Below are 15,435 nucleotides of genomic sequence, written 5' to 3'. Positions count from 1 at the left end.
CATCGCCGATTCAAAGCGGCTCTTGCGGATGCGGCGCGTCGTCATATGCGCCCCATACCGATTGATCGAAGTTGATCATCGATCCCGTCATGAGCCCTGACTCAGCGCTCGCGAGATAGGCGACCGCGCGCGCCGCTTCGTTCGTATTGATCAAGCGTCCGAAGGGCTGCGCGGCCGCGGCGCGTTCGAGCCAGTCGTCGTCCGCGCCATGATGCGTGCGCTGAATGCGGTCCTCGCCCTCGCTCGCCATCCAGCCTAGATTCAGCCCGTTCACGCGAATACGATTGCGCAGCAGCGCATAAGCCGTGTTCTGCGTGAGCGTGGCGAGCGCGCCTTTCGATGCGCAATATGCAGCGATGAACGGCTGCCCCGCCATCGCCGACATCGAGCAGATATTGACGATCGCTCCCTCCGTTCCTTCGCGCTTCATGATGCGGATGGTGTCCTGCATCAGGAAGAAAGGCGCGCGCACGTTCGTCGCGAACATGCGGTCGAAGAGCTCGGGATCGGTATCGAGGATCGTGCCGCGATCTGTCGTTGCCGCCGCGTTGACCAGCACGTCGATGCGGCCGAATTGCTCGTCGGCGGCGGCGATGACCGCGCGGCAATCGTCCACACGCGCGAGATCGGCCGCGACGAAACGCACTTGCGCCCCGCTCGCTTCGGCAAGCTCGCGCGCTTTCTTTTCGCCTTTGTCCTTCGATCGCGCGCAAATCACGATGCCCTGTGCGCCGCGCTCCGCGAAGAGCGCCGCCACGGCCGCGCCCAGACCTTGCGCGCCACCTGTGATGACCGCCACCTTGCCTTCGAACTGAGTCATCTTTGTTCTCCGTGTGGTGATCCGCGTGCTTGCCGGATCACGACGTCAGATCTCGATGAAGATGCGGCCGCCCTCCACTTTCGCGGGATACGTCCGCAGCTTTTCGCAAACGGGCGCGCACAGCGGCCGGCCGTCGCGGATATCGAAACGTCCGTTGTGCTTCGGACATTCGATGACATGGTCCATCACGAACCCGTCGCTCAGATGGACATGCTCGTGCGTGCAAAGGCCATCGCTCGCATACACCTCATCGTTCACGCGATAGATCGCGAAGGTGCGGCCATCGTGATCGAAGCGCATCACGTCTTCGTCTTCGATATCGTCCATCTGGGCTGCATCGATCCATTGCGTCATGGCGGGTCGTCTCCTCTCTCTCGATGTCGTTATGCCGGTTCAAGCCTGGGTTGCGGTCGAGGCGGGCATGGGCCGTTCGACGTGATACGACGGGTCGCGTCTCTGACGCGCAAGCGCCGGAATGATCTCCGCATAGGCCGCGATCGAGCTCGTATAGGGTGGCGGCATGTCGTCCTTCACCGCTTCGTGCAATCGCGGCAGCGCGTGATAAGGCACCATCGGAAACATATGATGTTCGACGTGATAGTTCATGTTCAGATAGAGAAACCGGAACACGGGATTCATCATCACGGTGCGGCAATTCTTGCGATGATCGAGCACGTTCTCAGGCATGCCCGCATGCTGCGTGAGGCCGAAGAAGAGATAAAGCCACGCGCCATAGAGGCTCGGCAAGCCGATATAGAGCAGCGGCAGGATCGAATGAAAAACGAGGCACGAGCCGACCACCACGGCATAGATCGCGAGCGTGATGCGCGCCTCCAGAATCACCTTCGGCCACTCCGACTCCGGCACGTAGGTCTTTTCCTCTTCGCCGATATTGCCGAACGCAGACGAGACGATCTTCGGCACTTCAGCCGCCGCGTGCTTCAGCGCGAACACGTTGAGCGCGAGGCTCAGCCAGTCCGTGGGCAGCGGCACCGCGATCTCGCGATCTCGCCCTACGACGAGCGTATCGGTGTGATGCCGAGCGTGGCTCCAGCGCCATATCGTCGGCCGTCGAAACACCTGAAACGACGCGACCTGATAGAGCGCCTTGTTCATCCACGCTGTCTTGAACGCAGTGCCGTGACCGCTTTCGTGCCAGCGCGAATCCGCGGGACCGCAGTAGAGCGCGCCGTAAAGAAGGAATGCCGGAATCGCCCAGAGCGAATGTGCTTGCCACGCGAACCATGCAAGCACGCCGCTCGCGATGATCGCCGCATACCACAGCAACGTGTCGCGGATGGCGCGTGCGTCACCGCGCTGCATCAGGCTCTTCATCACGGGGCGCGGCACCGCGCACTTGTACCACTCGGCATTGACGAGGCCCGCGGCTTTCGCACGCTCGCACGCGCCGCCGATCAACTGGTAATCGCGATAGCCGTCCCGCTCGCCCGCGCGATGCCCTTGCCCGGATTCCATCATGTCACCTCATCCGATGATTGGAATTACATCATTGCTTATTATTGGATCGATGATAGGAGCGGAAGCGTCGGCTGTGCAATGTTCGCGCGCATTTGCTATCTTTAGGCATCATCGCGCGATCTGAAAATCCATCATTTACATCAACGATGAGCAAGCGTCCCACTCTTCAGTCAGTGGCCGAAGCTGCCGGGGTAAGTCCCGCAACCGTCGATCGCGTGTTCAACAGCCGCATCAGCGTGCGTGAAGGCACGGCGTTGCGCGTGATCGAAGCGGCCGAGCGTATCGGTTATCACGGCGCCGGACTGATGCGCGATCGCCTGCGCGCGCAACGCGGCGAACGTCATGAGCGATACACGCTGGGCTTTTGTCTGCAGAAGCGCGCCGATCCGTTCTATCAGACCTTCGCGCGCATCCTGACGGACGCGGCCGCGCGTCATGAACCCGAGCATTGCACCGCCGTCATCGAATACATGGATGAACTGGACCCGGCGTCGATTGCGCGCACGCTGCTTTCGCTCGGCGAACAAGCGCAGGCGCTCGGCGTCGTTGCGGTGGATCATCCGCATGTGACCGCCGCCGTCGAAACGCTTCACGCACAGGGAAAGCCGACGGTCACGTTATTGTCGGATTTGAGCGCGCCGTTACGTGCAGGTTATATCGGCGTCGATCCGCGCAAGAGCGGACGTACCGCAGCGTGGGCCGTGAGTCGTCTAACGCGTCGCGACGAAGGCACGGTCGGCGTATTCGTCGGCACGCCGCGCTATCTCGGTCAGGAAAGCTGCGAGATCAGTTTTCGCTCGTATTTGCGCGAGCACGCGCCTGGGTTGCGCGTGCTCGACACGCAGATCAATCTCGAAGACAAGCAACTCGCCTATGAAGCAACGCTGGCGATGCTCGCTCGCCATGCCGATCTCGCCGGCCTCTATATTCCCGGCGGCGGCGTGGGCGGCGTGATTCGCGCGCTGCGCGAAGAAGGCGCGGGACGACGCATCGTCACCGTGTGCAGCGATCTGATGCCCGACCGATACGAGGCGCTCGTCGAAGGCGTCATCGACCTTGTGATCGACACGCCGCTTCAGCGCATCGCGGAGACCGCCATTCAGGCGATGCTGCGGAGTTTGCAGGCGCTGCCGGGCGAAGCCGCGCAAGCGAGCCAGTATCCACTGCCAGCGCAGCTCTACACGCCGGAGAATGTCTGAGCGTTGGCGAAGCACTCACGATCGGCTAATTCTTCGCGCTTAGTCTCCTTATCGAGGTCCACTCAATCAAGGAGAATGATCATGAAGAAACTCGCAGTCGCGCTGCTCGCAGCCTCCGTCATGGTGCCGATGCTTTCCTATGCGCAAACGCCCGCGCCGGCCAGACGTGGCGACACCGAAGCGCAGAGCGAACAGTCGCATAAGGCCAATTCAGATTACGGACCCGGCATAGAGGGCAGCGTTCAAAGCGGCTGGACGACGCAGCCTTCGCCGCAGGCGCTTGGGCAATCGCTCTACATACATCATTGAAGCGAGTGGAAGCGCGACATCCGGACATGAACTTTTTTCTGCTTTACGTGTGAAAGAAGAAAAATGTACTCACGTTTCCAACAGCGCTTGCAACATGAAACGGTTTGTCACGCTTCCTTACTTTCAATGAACTTCGCATGTGTCCAAACGCACGGAGGACTATGCAACGAGTCCGGACGATAACGTTTGCGAGCCACTTCAGATGGCATTCCAGCTTCGCGGGCGTCACGTCCTCGTTTTTCTACTAGTATTTCTGAAGGATCAACTTGCAGACTGTCGGGGAACGTAACCCCTCCGATCTGCTCTATTAACGTGTTTTCCATCGACATGCACATCAGGCGGGGACATCCGGGGCCCGCCATATGACGTGACATGCTCCAACAACAACGCGTCCCTTGCGTCGCCATCAGACCAACTGCATGTCTCACCGTGCCGCGATTCACGCGCGTGGCACACGGAAACCCAATCATCGACGGAGAGCGTCATCTATGCCGTTTGAGAGTGACTCATTGCGAGACACCGGTCCGCTGCTCAGCATCGTCGTGGCGGCGTATAACATCGAGGGATATATCGAGGAAGCGCTCGAATCCCTTTTATCCCAACCTCATATCGACGCGATGAAGATCATCGTGGTCGATGACGGTTCTCGCGACGAGACCTATGCGGCAGCGCGCGCCATCGTGGAGCGCGATCGCGGCGTGCACGTCGAATTGTTGCATCAGGAAAACCGTGGCCTGAGCGCCGCGCGCAATACGGGCCTCGCGGCGGTGCGCACGCCGTATGTCGGCTTCCTGGACGGCGACGATATCTATCTGAAGGGTTTCACCGACGCGATCATTCCCGTGCTCGCCGAGCGCAAATGGGATGTGGTCGAATACAACGTCAAGATCATCGACGATAACGGGCGCGAGCTCGACGAAATCGAAATCGCCGACGACGCGACGAGCGGCGGCCACCCGATGGATCGCGCGGCGTTGAAGCAATTCGCGGATCGATTCCATACCTTCGCATGGGCGCGTACCTATCGCACGGACCTCTTCGACGAAGCGCCGTTTCCCGTCGGACGAAACTACGAGGACATGGCGCTCGTGCCCGCGACCTATCTTCGCGCGAACAGCATCTATCGTATTCCCAAGGCGCTGATCGGCTATCGCCGGCGCTTCGGCAGCATCACGCAAACCGCCAAGCTGAGCGATATGCTGAATCTGCGCGTGTCCGGCCAGGAGGCGCTCGCGCGTTGCGACGGGAGCGAGACGGACGATTACTGGCTCACCGTATTCGACAAGCTCTTCCATCGCGCATGCCATGTTTGCGCGCGCGTCGATCGTGCGTCGTTCAAACAGGCATCGGAGACGCTCACGGCCATGGCCGTCGATCATCGCAAGATGCGCGAGAAACTCACCGCGCACGGCGGGCGTGAAGTCGTCGCGCTTGCGCCGTTCGATCTGAACGTGCGCGCCGACCGCTCGATCCACTTCCTCAAGGGGCTCGTCAAGAAAGTATTGAGGCGCAGCCTCGATCATCATCAGCGCGAGCGCCGCCCGAGTACCTCGAATCAATTGAGCGGATAAGCGCGCGTCGTCTTCATGCCTCGTCGATCGCCCGCAGGCTCATTCGCTTGTAGGCATCGACGAGCATGGCGCCTTCGCTGCGCTTGTGCGCGACGGCGAGGCGCATCGTCTCTTCTCCTAGCTGCCAGATCAGGAACGCGAGCGCGCTGACGCGCTTGCTGTCCGCGCGCGGCGCCACGCGCCGGATCGCCGCTGCGAGCAACGCGCCGCATGCGCGGCTCTCCGCAATCTCGATGTTCATCAATTCCTTGTCCGAGCGCAGCGCCGACGAAATGTCGCGCATCACAGGCTTGTCCATCACGATCTCGTAGTACTGGTCGACCAGCGAGGCGAACGCGTCGAGCAGTTGCGCCTTGTTCTGCACGGCATCGAGCGCTTCTCGCACGCATCGGCGGCTTTCGTCCGCGTACAGCTCCGCGAGCGTGCGCACGATCGCGCGCTTGTCGGGGAAATACTGATAGAGCGAGCCGATCGATATTTCCGCAAGCTCGGCGATCTCGCTCATCTTCACGTGCTCGCTGCCCTTCTCCGCAATCAGTTGCTGCGCAACCTCCAGGATGCGATCGAGGCGTTCGCGGCTGCGCTGCTGCGCGGGCTTTCTGCGCGCGACGCTTCCCTTCGCTGCGATGCGTGGCGGCTTCTCCTGCATGGTGACTCCTTTGCCGCATGAAAGCAGGCTCGAAAATGCTTGACAGTCAAATGTGAGTATCTATCATGTTTAAAACGTGAGCAACTCTCATGTTTTAAACTCAGGAGACAGTCATGGCTCAATCGGACTTCGACGCCGCGCCCATCCTCGTTCTGGGCGCCAACGGCAAGACGGGACGACGCGTGGCGGAGCGGCTACGCACACAGGGACTCGCGGTTCGCGCGTGCGCGCGCTCCACGCAGCCCCGCTTCGACTGGAACGATCGCGCGACATGGCGCGCGGCGCTCGAAGGCGTGAAACGCGCGTATGTCACGTATCAGCCGGATCTGGCTGTACCAGGCGCGCTCGATACGGTCAGCGCATTCTTCGACACCGCGCTGGCAAGCGGCGCCGAACGAATCGTGCTCCTCTCGGGGCGCGGCGAGGAGGAAGCGCAAGCCGCCGAAGAAGCGCTGCAACGCTCGGGCGCGACGTGGACCATCCTGCGTTGCAGTTGGTTCATGCAGAACTTCAGTGAGAGCTTTTTGCTCGATCCGATTCGCGAGGGCACGCTCGCGCTGCCCGTCGGCGATATAAAGGAGCCTTTCGTCGATGCGGAAGATATCGCCGACGCAGCCGTTGCGGCGCTCACGCAGCCGGGCCATGAAAACAGGCTTTACGAACTCACCGGCCCTCGCGCGATCTCTTTCGCCGAAGCGCTCGGATGCATCGCGAAGGCTTCGCGGCGCGACCTGAATCTCGCGCCCGTACCCGCCGATGCGTTTCGCGCCGGTCTGCTCGAAGCGGGCGTATCGAACGAGGACACCGATCTGATCCTCTATCTCTTCACCACCGTGCTCGATGGCCGCAATGAGCAGCCTGCCGATGGCGTGCGCACCGCCCTGAATCGCGAAGCCCGCTCCTTCAAGGACTATGCGGCGCGAACCGCGGCAAGCGGCGTCTGGTGCGCATAGGTGCACAAAAGCGGTCACTGTTTCGCGGTAGACTTTAGGAATGGAAAAATGTCCCTACTGTGAGCGAATCCGTGACGAATGGGATTGTCACGGGCAGGAATGCCGCACCGCCATCGCCCGCGCGCTGCGCCGGCAGCGCATGGGATTGCCGATGGTGCCCAAGGTCATCCGCAATGAAATCCCGGCAGGCGCATCGACTGGCGAAGTGATCGCGCAGTTGTCGCGTCAGCGCTTGCGCGCGCGCCGCGCGAACGAGGAACGCCGCGCGCGCAAGGAAGCCGACGACCTCGATCTTTAGCGGCGGCACGCCTCATCAAACGCGCGCGGGCGGATCGACGTTCGATCCGCCGCGTGGCGCAAGCGTCCCTTCCTCGCGCCATGCACGCCGCGATTCGCGCATTTTCGTGAGCGCCATGCGTGCGACCTTGAGCCAGCCATAAGGACGCGGATCGGCGACCATGCTGAGCGCGCGCGCATAGTCGAGCGTGAGGCCGGGCGTCCAGGCCATCGTCACCGCGCGCTTGCGCACCTGCGCCGCGACCCACAGTTCCGGCGTGACGATCATCCTGAAGAGCGCGCCCCAGCCCGCGCGCGCACCGTACAAGCGCCCTGCCGCGCCTTCCAGCGCGGCATCGAGCGCGCGCGACACGCTGCTCGAACAATTGCGGTGCGTGAGGTTATACGTCGTATCCTCGCGATAGTTGCGCCAGAAGCTATCGAGCCGCGCGGGATCGTAATTGCGAATGCGCACGCGCACGGTCGATGGGCACCATGCCTTCGATTCGATCGCATAGCTCGGTTGAAACGTGCCCGGCACGTCGTTCTCGCGCGTGGCGCGCAAGAGGCGCGCGAAGTCTTCGGGTGAGCGGTCGATTTCCACTGCGGGATAGAGGCTCACGTAGATGCCTTCCGGCGATTCGAGCGCGGCATGCCCTGTCGAGATCACGCCATTGCGATCCACCGCGGCGATATAACGATCGACGATCGGATGCCACTGCGTTTCTGCCTTCGACGATCCCACCGGCGTCCATACGTGCACCGTGAGCGCTGGTTCATCGTCGGCGGGCGGGCCGTCCCACTCTCTCGCCTGCAATGCCGGAAGCGCGCTGTCATGTTCCTTGCCCGCAACGCTCGCCGCTTCCGCGCTCGCATCGCCCCATACGGCAGGGTTGCTCGTCAGCTTGCGCACGCGCGTCGCGATCATGATGAGATTCCATCCCGCGAAGATGAAGAACGCACCGATGCAGTACGGCACCGTGCCTTTATAGTGCGTCGGAAACGGTTGAATCATGAAGACTCCGAGAGCGATCTCGAAGATCGCGAAGCCGAACGCGACACGATAGCGCCGGTAACGCACGACGAGCGCCGACGTCGCCTGCAAGAGGCCATCGAAGAGAAACGCAAGACCGATCAGTATCGAGAGAATGAAGTGGCCGTGATGATTGCCTTCGAAGATAAGTGCCGCCGTGAGCGCGAACGCGATGCCCTTCGCGTAGCGCAACCTGCGCTGACCGCCGACGCCAGCCCATGCCACAGCCAGCGTAAGCGCGGCCTCGATCAGCAGCAACCAGCCGACGAAGGCGATCGGAAAGCCCAGCGCGCCGTCGAGCGCATCGATGAATACACCGATGCCGATAACGAGCAACAGCCAGCCGATCACCAGCAGACTGCGCCAGCGATTGCGCAAATAGTCCACGCCCAGCAGGATCATCATCAGCTTGACCATCGTTCTCTCTTTCCAAAAAATGACGGTAAGTGCCGGTACATGTTAGTGCAGTCAGCGCAGCAATCCCTATCGTACGATCGTTCGAATGCGCTGTACCGCATCACGAATGCGCCGTGACATACTTGCGCTGCCCATCCTCACGCGACGGAGACGCCATGTTCGAGCAATGCCGATGGATCAACGAGCCGGCGCAATGGCGTGTCGAGAACGACACGCTCTTCGTCACCACCGACACGCACACCGACTTCTGGCGCAAGACCCACTACGGTTTCGTGCGCGATAACGGCCACGTTCTGGCGGCGAGCATGGACGGCGATTTCACGGCCGAGGTCGCTGTCGATGGCGATTTCTCCTCGTTATACGACCAGGCCGGCCTCATGGTGCGCGAAAGCGCCGAGCGCTGGGTCAAGGCGGGCGCCGAATACAGCGACGGCGCGCTCAGCTTCAGCACTGTACTCACGAACGAGCTCTCCGACTGGTCGCTCAGCTCGCGCGCCGACACGAACCGCTTCCGGCTGCGCATGACGATCGCGCAAGGCGTCCTCAAAGTGCAATGCAGCACCGATGAAACCAACTGGACCCTCATGCGCCTCGCGCCTTTCGCGCCGGGCGGTGCGACTGCGCGCTGGCTCGTCGGCCCGATGTGCTGCACGCCTGAGCGCGGCGGTCTCAACGTGCGTTTCTCAGACTTCAGGATCGGCCCGCCCATCGTGAAGGACCTGCACGACGTCTCGATGTGAAGCGGCGCACTCCGGCTCGGTAAAAACACTCACTTGCTCCGTTCGCCTGCGCTTCCTAATATTTTGAAACGTTTCAAAATATCGACGACATCGCGCCTTGGACTCACGAAAAAAACCGGCCCGCACGTTGAAGGACGTCGCCAACGCGGCGGGCGTCTCACTCGGCACCGCGTCGAAGGTCATGGCGGGCGCGGAAGGCGTGAGTCCCGCACGGCGGCAGCAGGTCCGGGACGCGGCGCGCAAGCTCGGCTACCGGCGCAACAGTCTTGCAGCGGAATTGCGCAGCAGCCGTTCGACGTCCATCGGTTTCGTCGTGCCGGATCTGACCAACTCGTTCTTCATCGAGTTGCTGTGCGTGGTCGAGGATCATGCGCTCGCGAGCGGTTATCGACTGCTGCTCGCCCATGCGCAGGAGGATCCCGCGCGCGAAGCCGAACGCATCCGCTTCGTGCTCTCGCGGCAGGTGGCGGGCATGATCATCATCCCGTGTCATGGCTACGATCACGCGATAGAAGAGCTGCGCGAATGCGACGTGCCGCTCGTCATGGCGGATCGCGTCGACAACAGCTTTCCCGCCGATACCGTCACCACCGATAGCCGCCGCGCCGCGAGCGACGGCACCGATCATCTGATCGCGCTCGGGCACAAGCGCATCACGTTCATCGTCAATGCGCTCGATCTCGTCAACAGCCGCGAGCGCGCGGACGGCTATCTCGACGCGATGAAGCGCGCGGGGCTCGCGCGTCATGCGCGCGTCGTCGTGTGCGGGATGACGGATACGGAAAGCCATGCGGCCACGCTCGGGCTGCTGTCGGAACGCGAGCGGCCGACCGCGCTGTTCACGGGCGCGAACGTGGCGACGCTTGGTGCATTGCGCGCGATACGCGACGCCGAACTGCGCCTGCCCGACGACATCTCACTGCTCTCCTTCGACGATGCGCCGTGGATGTCGGTGCTGCATCCGCGCATCAGTTCGATCCATCAGCCCGTGGAAGCGGTGGGGCGCGCGATCTGGCAACTGCTGCACAAGCAGTTGCAAGGCGAATCATCGGAGCCGGTGCATCTGCGCATGAAAGCCGATTTGCGCGTGCGCGAAAGCACCGCGCCGCCGAGCAAGACCATGACCAGGGAAACCCGCAAGCGCGCCGCCCTCGCGGATCGCTGACGGCGCTATAACGTTTTATTTTTCATCGAAGATCAGAACCAGCGAGAGCATCAGCAAGCCCTGAAAACCAGACCCGAAGCTGGCAACCAAAACAGGAGAGACGCAATGGACAGCAAACGACGCATCATCACCGCGAGTCTCATCGCCGCACCGCTGGCCGGCGCGATCGGCTCGTTATCCGCGCTCATCGCGCAACCGGCGTTCGCGCAGCAGAAGAAGTATCGCTTCGGGTTCTCGCAGGTCACGACCGTCGAGCCGTGGCGCGTGCAGTTCAACAAGGACATGAAAGCCGAGGCCGCGAAGCATCCCGAGGTCGAGTTGATCATCGCCGATGCAGGCGACCGCACCGACAAGCAGAACGCCGACATGGAGAACTTCATCACGCAGAAGATGGACGCGATCTTCATCTCGCCCAAGGAGTCGGCGGGACTCACGGGCGTCGTGGAAAAGGCCTTCAAAGCAGGCATTCCCGTGTTCGTGCTGGATCGTGAAGTCAACGGCGACCAGTTCACGCAGTTCATCGGCGGGGACAACGTGCAGATCGGCGAGGAAGCCGGCAACTTCATCGTCAAGCTGACGGGCGGGCCGGGCAAGGCGCAAGGCAATCTCGTAGAGATCTGGGGCGGCTTCGGCGCGCAGCCCGCGCACGATCGTCACGACGGCGCGGACAAGGCCATCGCTAAGGAGAAAGGCATCAAGCGCGTCGGCGAACGGGTCGATTGCGACTGGAAGCAGGACAAGGCCTACGACTATATGAAGACCGTGCTGCGCGTGCAGCCGAAGATCGATGTGGTCTATGCGCACAACGACCCGATGGCCTACGGTGCATATCTCGCCGCGAAGGATGCGGGCCGCGAGAAGAGCATCAAGTTCGTGGGCATCGACGGCCTGCCGCAGGAAGGTGCGACATGGGTCGAACAAGGACTGCTCGCGGGCACGTTCATGTACCCGACGCCGGGCGCGGAAGGCATCCGTCAGTCGCTCAAGGTATTGCATGGCGACAAGGTGCCGAAGAAGGTCACGCTGCCGACGCAAGGCATCTTCGTCGACAACGCGAAGCAGTACATCGCGAGCCATTGAGCGAAACGGAGACACGCGATGGCAACCGTCGCAGCGCCGCTCATCGAAGCCGCGGGTTTGTCGATCTCGTTCAACGGGAGCGCCGCGCTGTCGGACGTCGACTTCGATGTTGCGGCGGGCGAGGTGCATGCGCTCGTCGGCGAGAACGGCGCGGGCAAGTCGAGTCTGATGAAGATTCTGGGCGGCCTCTATTCGCCCGATGCGGGCAGCATCCGCGTGCGCGGCGAGCCGACGCGCATGACGAGCGTGAACGACGCCACGCGCGCGGGCATCGCGATCATTCATCAGGAGTTGAATCTCGTCGACACGCTCTCCGCCGTCGATAACATCTTTCTCGGCAAGGAAATACGCACGCGCATGGGCTTTCCCGATCGCCGCGCGATGCGCGCGGCCGCCGCGAAAGTGCTCGCGCAACTGGGCTTTCGCCTGCAGCCCGAGACGCTCGTGGGCACGCTGCGCGTCGGCGAGAAGCAACTGGTCGAGATCGCGAAGGCATTGCTCGCCGATGCGCGCGTGCTCATCATGGACGAGCCGACATCCGCCCTTTCCGATACCGAAACGCACGCGCTGCTCGCACTCACGAAGGACTTGCGCGCGCAAGGCATCGGCATCGTGCTCATCAGCCATCGTCTGGGCGAAGTGTTCGCGGTCGCCGATCGCGTCACCGTGTTGCGCGACGGACGGCGCATCGCGACCTTGCAGATGCGGCAGGTGGAATCGTCGGAGGCGCTCGTCTCGATGATGATCGGCAAGGACTTCGCGCCGCCCGAACGCACCGAAGCCGAAGCGCCGCAAGAACGCCCGCTCGCGGTGACCGTGCGCGGACTCACGTTGTCGGGGCCGGCGCGCGCGCTCGTGTCGGCTGTCTCGTTCTCCGTGCAGCAGGGCGAAGTCTTCGGCATCTCGGGGCTGCTCGGCGCGGGCAAGACGGAGATACTGGAGGCGATCTTCGGTGTTTCGCCGTATCGGCGTGAAGGCGAGATACGCGTGGCGCATCATGCGCGCACGATCGATTCACCCGATCGCGCGGCCGCCGCAGGACTCGCGTTCGTCACCGAGGACCGCAAGAAGGACGGGCTCGTGCTGGATCAGTCGCTCGAAGCGAATCTGCTGTTGCCGTCGCTCTCGCGTGCGCCGGGTTTTCCGTTCTATCGGCGCGCACGCATGCACACGTGGGCCGCTTCGCAGGCGCGGGCATCGAACGTCAAGCATCGCACTCTCGCGCAGGATGCGAGCACGTTATCGGGCGGCAACCAGCAGAAGCTCATCATCGGCAAATGGCTGATGACGAAGCCGCGCATTCTTCTGCTCGATGAACCCACGCGCGGCGTCGATGTCGCCGCGAAGGCGGAGATCTATCGGCAGATACTCGCGGCTGCACGCGAGGGCGTCACGGTGATCGTCGCGAGCTCGGAAATCGACGAGCTGATGCTGCTTTCCGATCGGATCCTCGTGATGTGCGAAGGACACGCACGCGGCGTGCTGGCACGAGAACAATTCTCGGGCGATGTGCTCATCAAGATGGCCTCGCCCTGAAGGAAGAACCGGAGACTCACACCATGCTGCACGCGCAGGACCAACTCGCCGAGCCCGCGGCCAACGCCCGCCAGCGACACCTGAGCACGTTCCTCACGTATCTGAAGTATTACCTGGGGCTCATCGTGCTGCTGGTGGTCGGCGCGCTGACATCGCCGCACGCAGCCGATGGCGGCAACATCTTTCTGTCGAGCGCGAATATCTCCGACGTGTTCCGTCAGGTGGCGAACGTCGGCGTGATCTCCATCGGCATGACGCTCGTGATCATCACGGCGGGCATCGATCTCTCGGTCGGCGCGATCATGGGTCTCGGCAGCGTGCTCACCGCCATGCTGCTCACGACCGATGGCTGGAATCGCGCGACGTATGCATCGCTCGTGCTCGATGCGATCGCCATGTTCGCGATCGTGTTCGCCGCGCTCGGCGTCGTGCGCGGCATCGTGCGCGCCCGCGATACGCAGACGGTGCGCGTCGCGGACCGTTCATCCGTTGCCATACAGGCGGGCGTTGCGTTGCTCGTCGCGGCGTCGGCGTGCGCGTATATCGCGCTGCACGGCGGGCATCGCATGCCCCTGCTCGCCGTGATGTGGATCGTGCCGCTCGCGGGCTTCACGCTCGGCGCGCTCAACGGCTGGATCATCACGCGCGGGCGCATGCAGCCGTTCATCGTGACGCTCGCCGCGATGGTCGGCGTGCTCGGCGCCGCACGCCTGATCGCGGGCCAGGACACGGCCGTCTATTCGATCTATAGCGGCACCAATGCGACCTCCGATATCGAAGCACTGCGCGCGCTGCTTTTCAACGTGGTGCCCGTGCCCGCCCTCTTCTTTCTCGCGATCGCCGTGGTCGTCGGCTTCGTGATGAATCGCACGGTGTTCGGCAAGTATCTGTATGCGATCGGCGGAAACGAGAAATGCGCGGTCGTGTCGGGGCTCGATGTCGCGCGTCACAAGATGGCGGCGTATGCGATCTCGGGGCTCTTGTCCGCGCTCGTCGGCGTGCTTTACGCGGCGCAGTATCGCCAGGGAAAAGCGGATGCCGGCATGGGCTGGGAGCTCGATGCGATCGCCGCCGTGGTGATCGGCGGCACGAGCCTTTCTGGCGGCGTCGGGCGCGTGTCGGGCACGGTCGCCGGCGTGCTGATCTTCGGCTTTCTGAGCAATATCCTGCTGCTCAACGATATCGACAGCAATACGCAGCTCGTGCTGAAAGGATTGATCATTGTTATCGCCGTGTTCCTTCAACAGACGGATATGGGCAAGCGCGGATGGTTCAGGCGCTTCGGCACGCGAAAGTAATCACGACTCGAAATCGATACTCCGCGCGCGCAACTGCCGCATGCCGCTTGCGAGATGCGCCCGCGCGCTTTCGGCATCGCCCGCGCGCATCTGCTCATACGTGCGTTGCGCGATATCGTGCGGCACCGGCTTGAGCGGACGGTTCGCGCTCATCGCGCGCAATTGCACTTCCGCCGCGCGCTCCAGATAGTAGAGATCGTCCCACGCCTCGGCGATCGTCGCACCCGCAACCATCACGCCGTGATTCTTGAGGAAGAGGATATCGGCGTCGCCCATCGCACCGGCGATGCGATCGCCCTCGGCATCGTCGAGCGCAAGACCGCTGTAGTGCTCGTCGACCGCCGTGCGGCCGTAGAACTTGAGCGACGTCTGCCCGAGCCACAAGAGCGGCGGCCCGTCGAGCAGGCATAGCGCGGTCGCGTTCGGCATATGCGTATGAAAAGCGGCCTTCACGCGCGGCATCAGCTTGTGCACGCGCGCGTGAATAAAGAATGCAGTCGCCTCGGGCTCGCCTTCGCCGTCGATGACATTGCCGTCGAAATCGCAGATCAGCAGACGCGACGCGGTGATCTCGCCGAAGGCATAACCATAGGGGTTCACGAAGAACAGATCGTCGCGGCCCGGCACCATCGCGGAAAAGTGATTGCAGACACCCTCTTCGAAGCCATGCAGCGCCGCGAGCCGAAAACAGGCGGCAAGCTGACGGCGCGCCTCGGCGATCTCGGGGGCGTCGAGCCGGGCGGAAACGGCTGTAACGCGTTGCGCCGCATTGGAAAGCGTATGAGCCATATGAGTATGCCTTTGGTCATCTGCCTGACCGAAATGTCGAGAATAATCGACCGGGCGGACGGATAATGTCCGATCAAAAAGATTTCCGCAAAACCGGCGCTGGCCGCGTGAAGTATGACGC

General features: G+C 62.5%; 16 protein-coding genes. 10 read left to right on the top strand and 6 right to left on the bottom strand.

Annotation, left to right across the window (positions count from 1 at the left end):
* Window positions 1–10 precede the first annotated feature (10 nt).
* The 3 genes from PQR08_RS03760 to PQR08_RS03750 are packed head-to-tail and all read right to left on the bottom strand — an operon-like array spanning window position 11 to window position 2,299.
* Window positions 11–820, bottom strand: a complete 810-nt coding sequence (locus PQR08_RS03760) for an SDR family oxidoreductase (RefSeq protein ID WP_187604504.1) — start codon at window positions 818–820, stop codon at window positions 11–13.
* Window positions 821–865: 45 nt separating this feature from the next.
* Window positions 866–1,174: a non-heme iron oxygenase ferredoxin subunit gene (locus PQR08_RS03755; RefSeq protein WP_187604204.1), complete on the bottom strand. Its 309-nt coding sequence runs from the start codon at window positions 1,172–1,174 to the stop codon at window positions 866–868.
* Between the two features lie 39 nt (window positions 1,175–1,213).
* Window positions 1,214–2,299 carry a fatty acid desaturase family protein gene (locus PQR08_RS03750; RefSeq protein WP_250485369.1) on the bottom strand — a complete coding sequence of 362 codons (1,086 nt, stop codon included), beginning with the start codon at window positions 2,297–2,299 and terminating at the stop codon, window positions 1,214–1,216.
* A 146-nt stretch (window positions 2,300–2,445) separates the two neighbouring features.
* On the opposite strand from PQR08_RS03750, the gene PQR08_RS03745 reads away from it, so the two are divergent.
* From PQR08_RS03745 to PQR08_RS03735, 3 genes are all read left to right on the top strand, one after another.
* Window positions 2,446–3,498: a LacI family DNA-binding transcriptional regulator gene (locus tag PQR08_RS03745; RefSeq protein WP_187604202.1), complete on the top strand. Its 1,053-nt coding sequence runs from the start codon at window positions 2,446–2,448 to the stop codon at window positions 3,496–3,498.
* An 81-nt stretch (window positions 3,499–3,579) separates the two neighbouring features.
* Entirely contained in the window at window positions 3,580–3,807 is a 228-nt protein-coding gene (locus tag PQR08_RS03740) for a hypothetical protein (RefSeq protein ID WP_187604201.1), read from the top strand.
* 488 nt (window positions 3,808–4,295) lie between these two features.
* Complete coding sequence (locus PQR08_RS03735; protein ID WP_250485370.1) at window positions 4,296–5,378, top strand: glycosyltransferase family 2 protein; 1,083 nt, start codon at window positions 4,296–4,298, stop codon at window positions 5,376–5,378.
* 13 nt (window positions 5,379–5,391) lie between these two features.
* Here PQR08_RS03735 and PQR08_RS03730 read toward each other — a convergent pair whose 3' ends face one another.
* On the bottom strand, window positions 5,392–6,027 hold the full coding sequence (locus PQR08_RS03730) for a TetR/AcrR family transcriptional regulator (protein WP_187604199.1): 636 nt from the start codon (window positions 6,025–6,027) through the stop codon (window positions 5,392–5,394).
* 113 nt (window positions 6,028–6,140) lie between these two features.
* On the opposite strand from PQR08_RS03730, the gene PQR08_RS03725 reads away from it, so the two are divergent.
* Both PQR08_RS03725 and PQR08_RS03720 read left to right on the top strand, forming a co-directional pair.
* A complete protein-coding gene (locus PQR08_RS03725) occupies window positions 6,141–6,980 on the top strand; it encodes an NAD(P)H-binding protein (RefSeq protein WP_250485371.1) in 840 nt (279 codons plus the stop codon).
* Window positions 6,981–7,020: 40 nt separating this feature from the next.
* Window positions 7,021–7,278 (top strand): hypothetical protein, encoded by a 258-nt coding sequence (locus PQR08_RS03720; RefSeq protein WP_035499747.1) that lies wholly within the window; start codon window positions 7,021–7,023, stop codon window positions 7,276–7,278.
* 15 nt (window positions 7,279–7,293) lie between these two features.
* On the opposite strand, the gene PQR08_RS03715 is transcribed toward PQR08_RS03720, so the two are convergent.
* Window positions 7,294–8,706, bottom strand: coding sequence for an HdeD family acid-resistance protein (locus tag PQR08_RS03715; protein WP_250485372.1), 1,413 nt, complete (start codon window positions 8,704–8,706; stop codon window positions 7,294–7,296).
* A 155-nt stretch (window positions 8,707–8,861) separates the two neighbouring features.
* On the opposite strand from PQR08_RS03715, the gene PQR08_RS03710 reads away from it, so the two are divergent.
* From PQR08_RS03710 to PQR08_RS03690, 5 genes are all read left to right on the top strand, one after another.
* A complete protein-coding gene (locus PQR08_RS03710) occupies window positions 8,862–9,446 on the top strand; it encodes a DUF1349 domain-containing protein (RefSeq protein WP_250485373.1) in 585 nt (194 codons plus the stop codon).
* A gap of 97 nt (window positions 9,447–9,543) precedes the next feature.
* Entirely contained in the window at window positions 9,544–10,611 is a 1,068-nt protein-coding gene (locus PQR08_RS03705; protein WP_250485375.1) for a LacI family DNA-binding transcriptional regulator, read from the top strand.
* A gap of 105 nt (window positions 10,612–10,716) precedes the next feature.
* Window positions 10,717–11,691 (top strand): substrate-binding domain-containing protein, encoded by a 975-nt coding sequence (locus tag PQR08_RS03700; RefSeq protein ID WP_035499743.1) that lies wholly within the window; start codon window positions 10,717–10,719, stop codon window positions 11,689–11,691.
* An 18-nt stretch (window positions 11,692–11,709) separates the two neighbouring features.
* On the top strand, window positions 11,710–13,227 hold the full coding sequence (locus tag PQR08_RS03695; protein WP_250485376.1) for a sugar ABC transporter ATP-binding protein: 1,518 nt from the start codon (window positions 11,710–11,712) through the stop codon (window positions 13,225–13,227).
* A 23-nt stretch (window positions 13,228–13,250) separates the two neighbouring features.
* Complete coding sequence (locus PQR08_RS03690) at window positions 13,251–14,525, top strand: ABC transporter permease (protein WP_250485377.1); 1,275 nt, start codon at window positions 13,251–13,253, stop codon at window positions 14,523–14,525.
* Here the strand turns inward: PQR08_RS03690 and PQR08_RS03685 are convergent, their stop codons facing one another.
* Window positions 14,526–15,314 carry an aldolase gene (locus PQR08_RS03685; protein ID WP_250485378.1) on the bottom strand — a complete coding sequence of 263 codons (789 nt, stop codon included), beginning with the start codon at window positions 15,312–15,314 and terminating at the stop codon, window positions 14,526–14,528. It abuts the gene before it with no gap.
* Between the last annotated feature and the right edge of the window lie 121 nt (window positions 15,315–15,435).

Source organism: Caballeronia jiangsuensis (assembly GCF_046030135.1).
GTDB lineage: Bacteria > Pseudomonadota > Gammaproteobacteria > Burkholderiales > Burkholderiaceae > Caballeronia > Caballeronia jiangsuensis.
The sequence above is the reverse complement of the archived record's forward strand: the minus strand, read 5'-3'. Positions and strand labels throughout refer to the sequence as shown.

Excerpts from the sequence above, each read along its gene's own strand:
- PQR08_RS03760 (WP_187604504.1), bottom strand. The coding sequence starts at position 820 with ATGACTCAGTTCGAAGGCAAGGTGGCGGTCATCACAGGTGGCGCGCAA.
- PQR08_RS03755 (WP_187604204.1), bottom strand. The coding sequence starts at position 1,174 with ATGACGCAATGGATCGATGCAGCCCAGATGGACGATATCGAAGACGAA.
- PQR08_RS03750 (WP_250485369.1), bottom strand. The coding sequence starts at position 2,299 with ATGATGGAATCCGGGCAAGGGCATCGCGCGGGCGAGCGGGACGGCTAT.
- PQR08_RS03745 (WP_187604202.1), top strand. The coding sequence starts at position 2,446 with ATGAGCAAGCGTCCCACTCTTCAGTCAGTGGCCGAAGCTGCCGGGGTA.
- PQR08_RS03740 (WP_187604201.1), top strand. The coding sequence starts at position 3,580 with ATGAAGAAACTCGCAGTCGCGCTGCTCGCAGCCTCCGTCATGGTGCCG.
- PQR08_RS03735 (WP_250485370.1), top strand. The coding sequence starts at position 4,296 with ATGCCGTTTGAGAGTGACTCATTGCGAGACACCGGTCCGCTGCTCAGC.
- PQR08_RS03730 (WP_187604199.1), bottom strand. The coding sequence starts at position 6,027 with ATGCAGGAGAAGCCGCCACGCATCGCAGCGAAGGGAAGCGTCGCGCGC.
- PQR08_RS03725 (WP_250485371.1), top strand. The coding sequence starts at position 6,141 with ATGGCTCAATCGGACTTCGACGCCGCGCCCATCCTCGTTCTGGGCGCC.
- PQR08_RS03720 (WP_035499747.1), top strand. The coding sequence starts at position 7,021 with ATGGAAAAATGTCCCTACTGTGAGCGAATCCGTGACGAATGGGATTGT.
- PQR08_RS03715 (WP_250485372.1), bottom strand. The coding sequence starts at position 8,706 with ATGGTCAAGCTGATGATGATCCTGCTGGGCGTGGACTATTTGCGCAAT.
- PQR08_RS03710 (WP_250485373.1), top strand. The coding sequence starts at position 8,862 with ATGTTCGAGCAATGCCGATGGATCAACGAGCCGGCGCAATGGCGTGTC.
- PQR08_RS03700 (WP_035499743.1), top strand. The coding sequence starts at position 10,717 with ATGGACAGCAAACGACGCATCATCACCGCGAGTCTCATCGCCGCACCG.
- PQR08_RS03695 (WP_250485376.1), top strand. The coding sequence starts at position 11,710 with ATGGCAACCGTCGCAGCGCCGCTCATCGAAGCCGCGGGTTTGTCGATC.
- PQR08_RS03690 (WP_250485377.1), top strand. The coding sequence starts at position 13,251 with ATGCTGCACGCGCAGGACCAACTCGCCGAGCCCGCGGCCAACGCCCGC.
- PQR08_RS03685 (WP_250485378.1), bottom strand. The coding sequence starts at position 15,314 with ATGGCTCATACGCTTTCCAATGCGGCGCAACGCGTTACAGCCGTTTCC.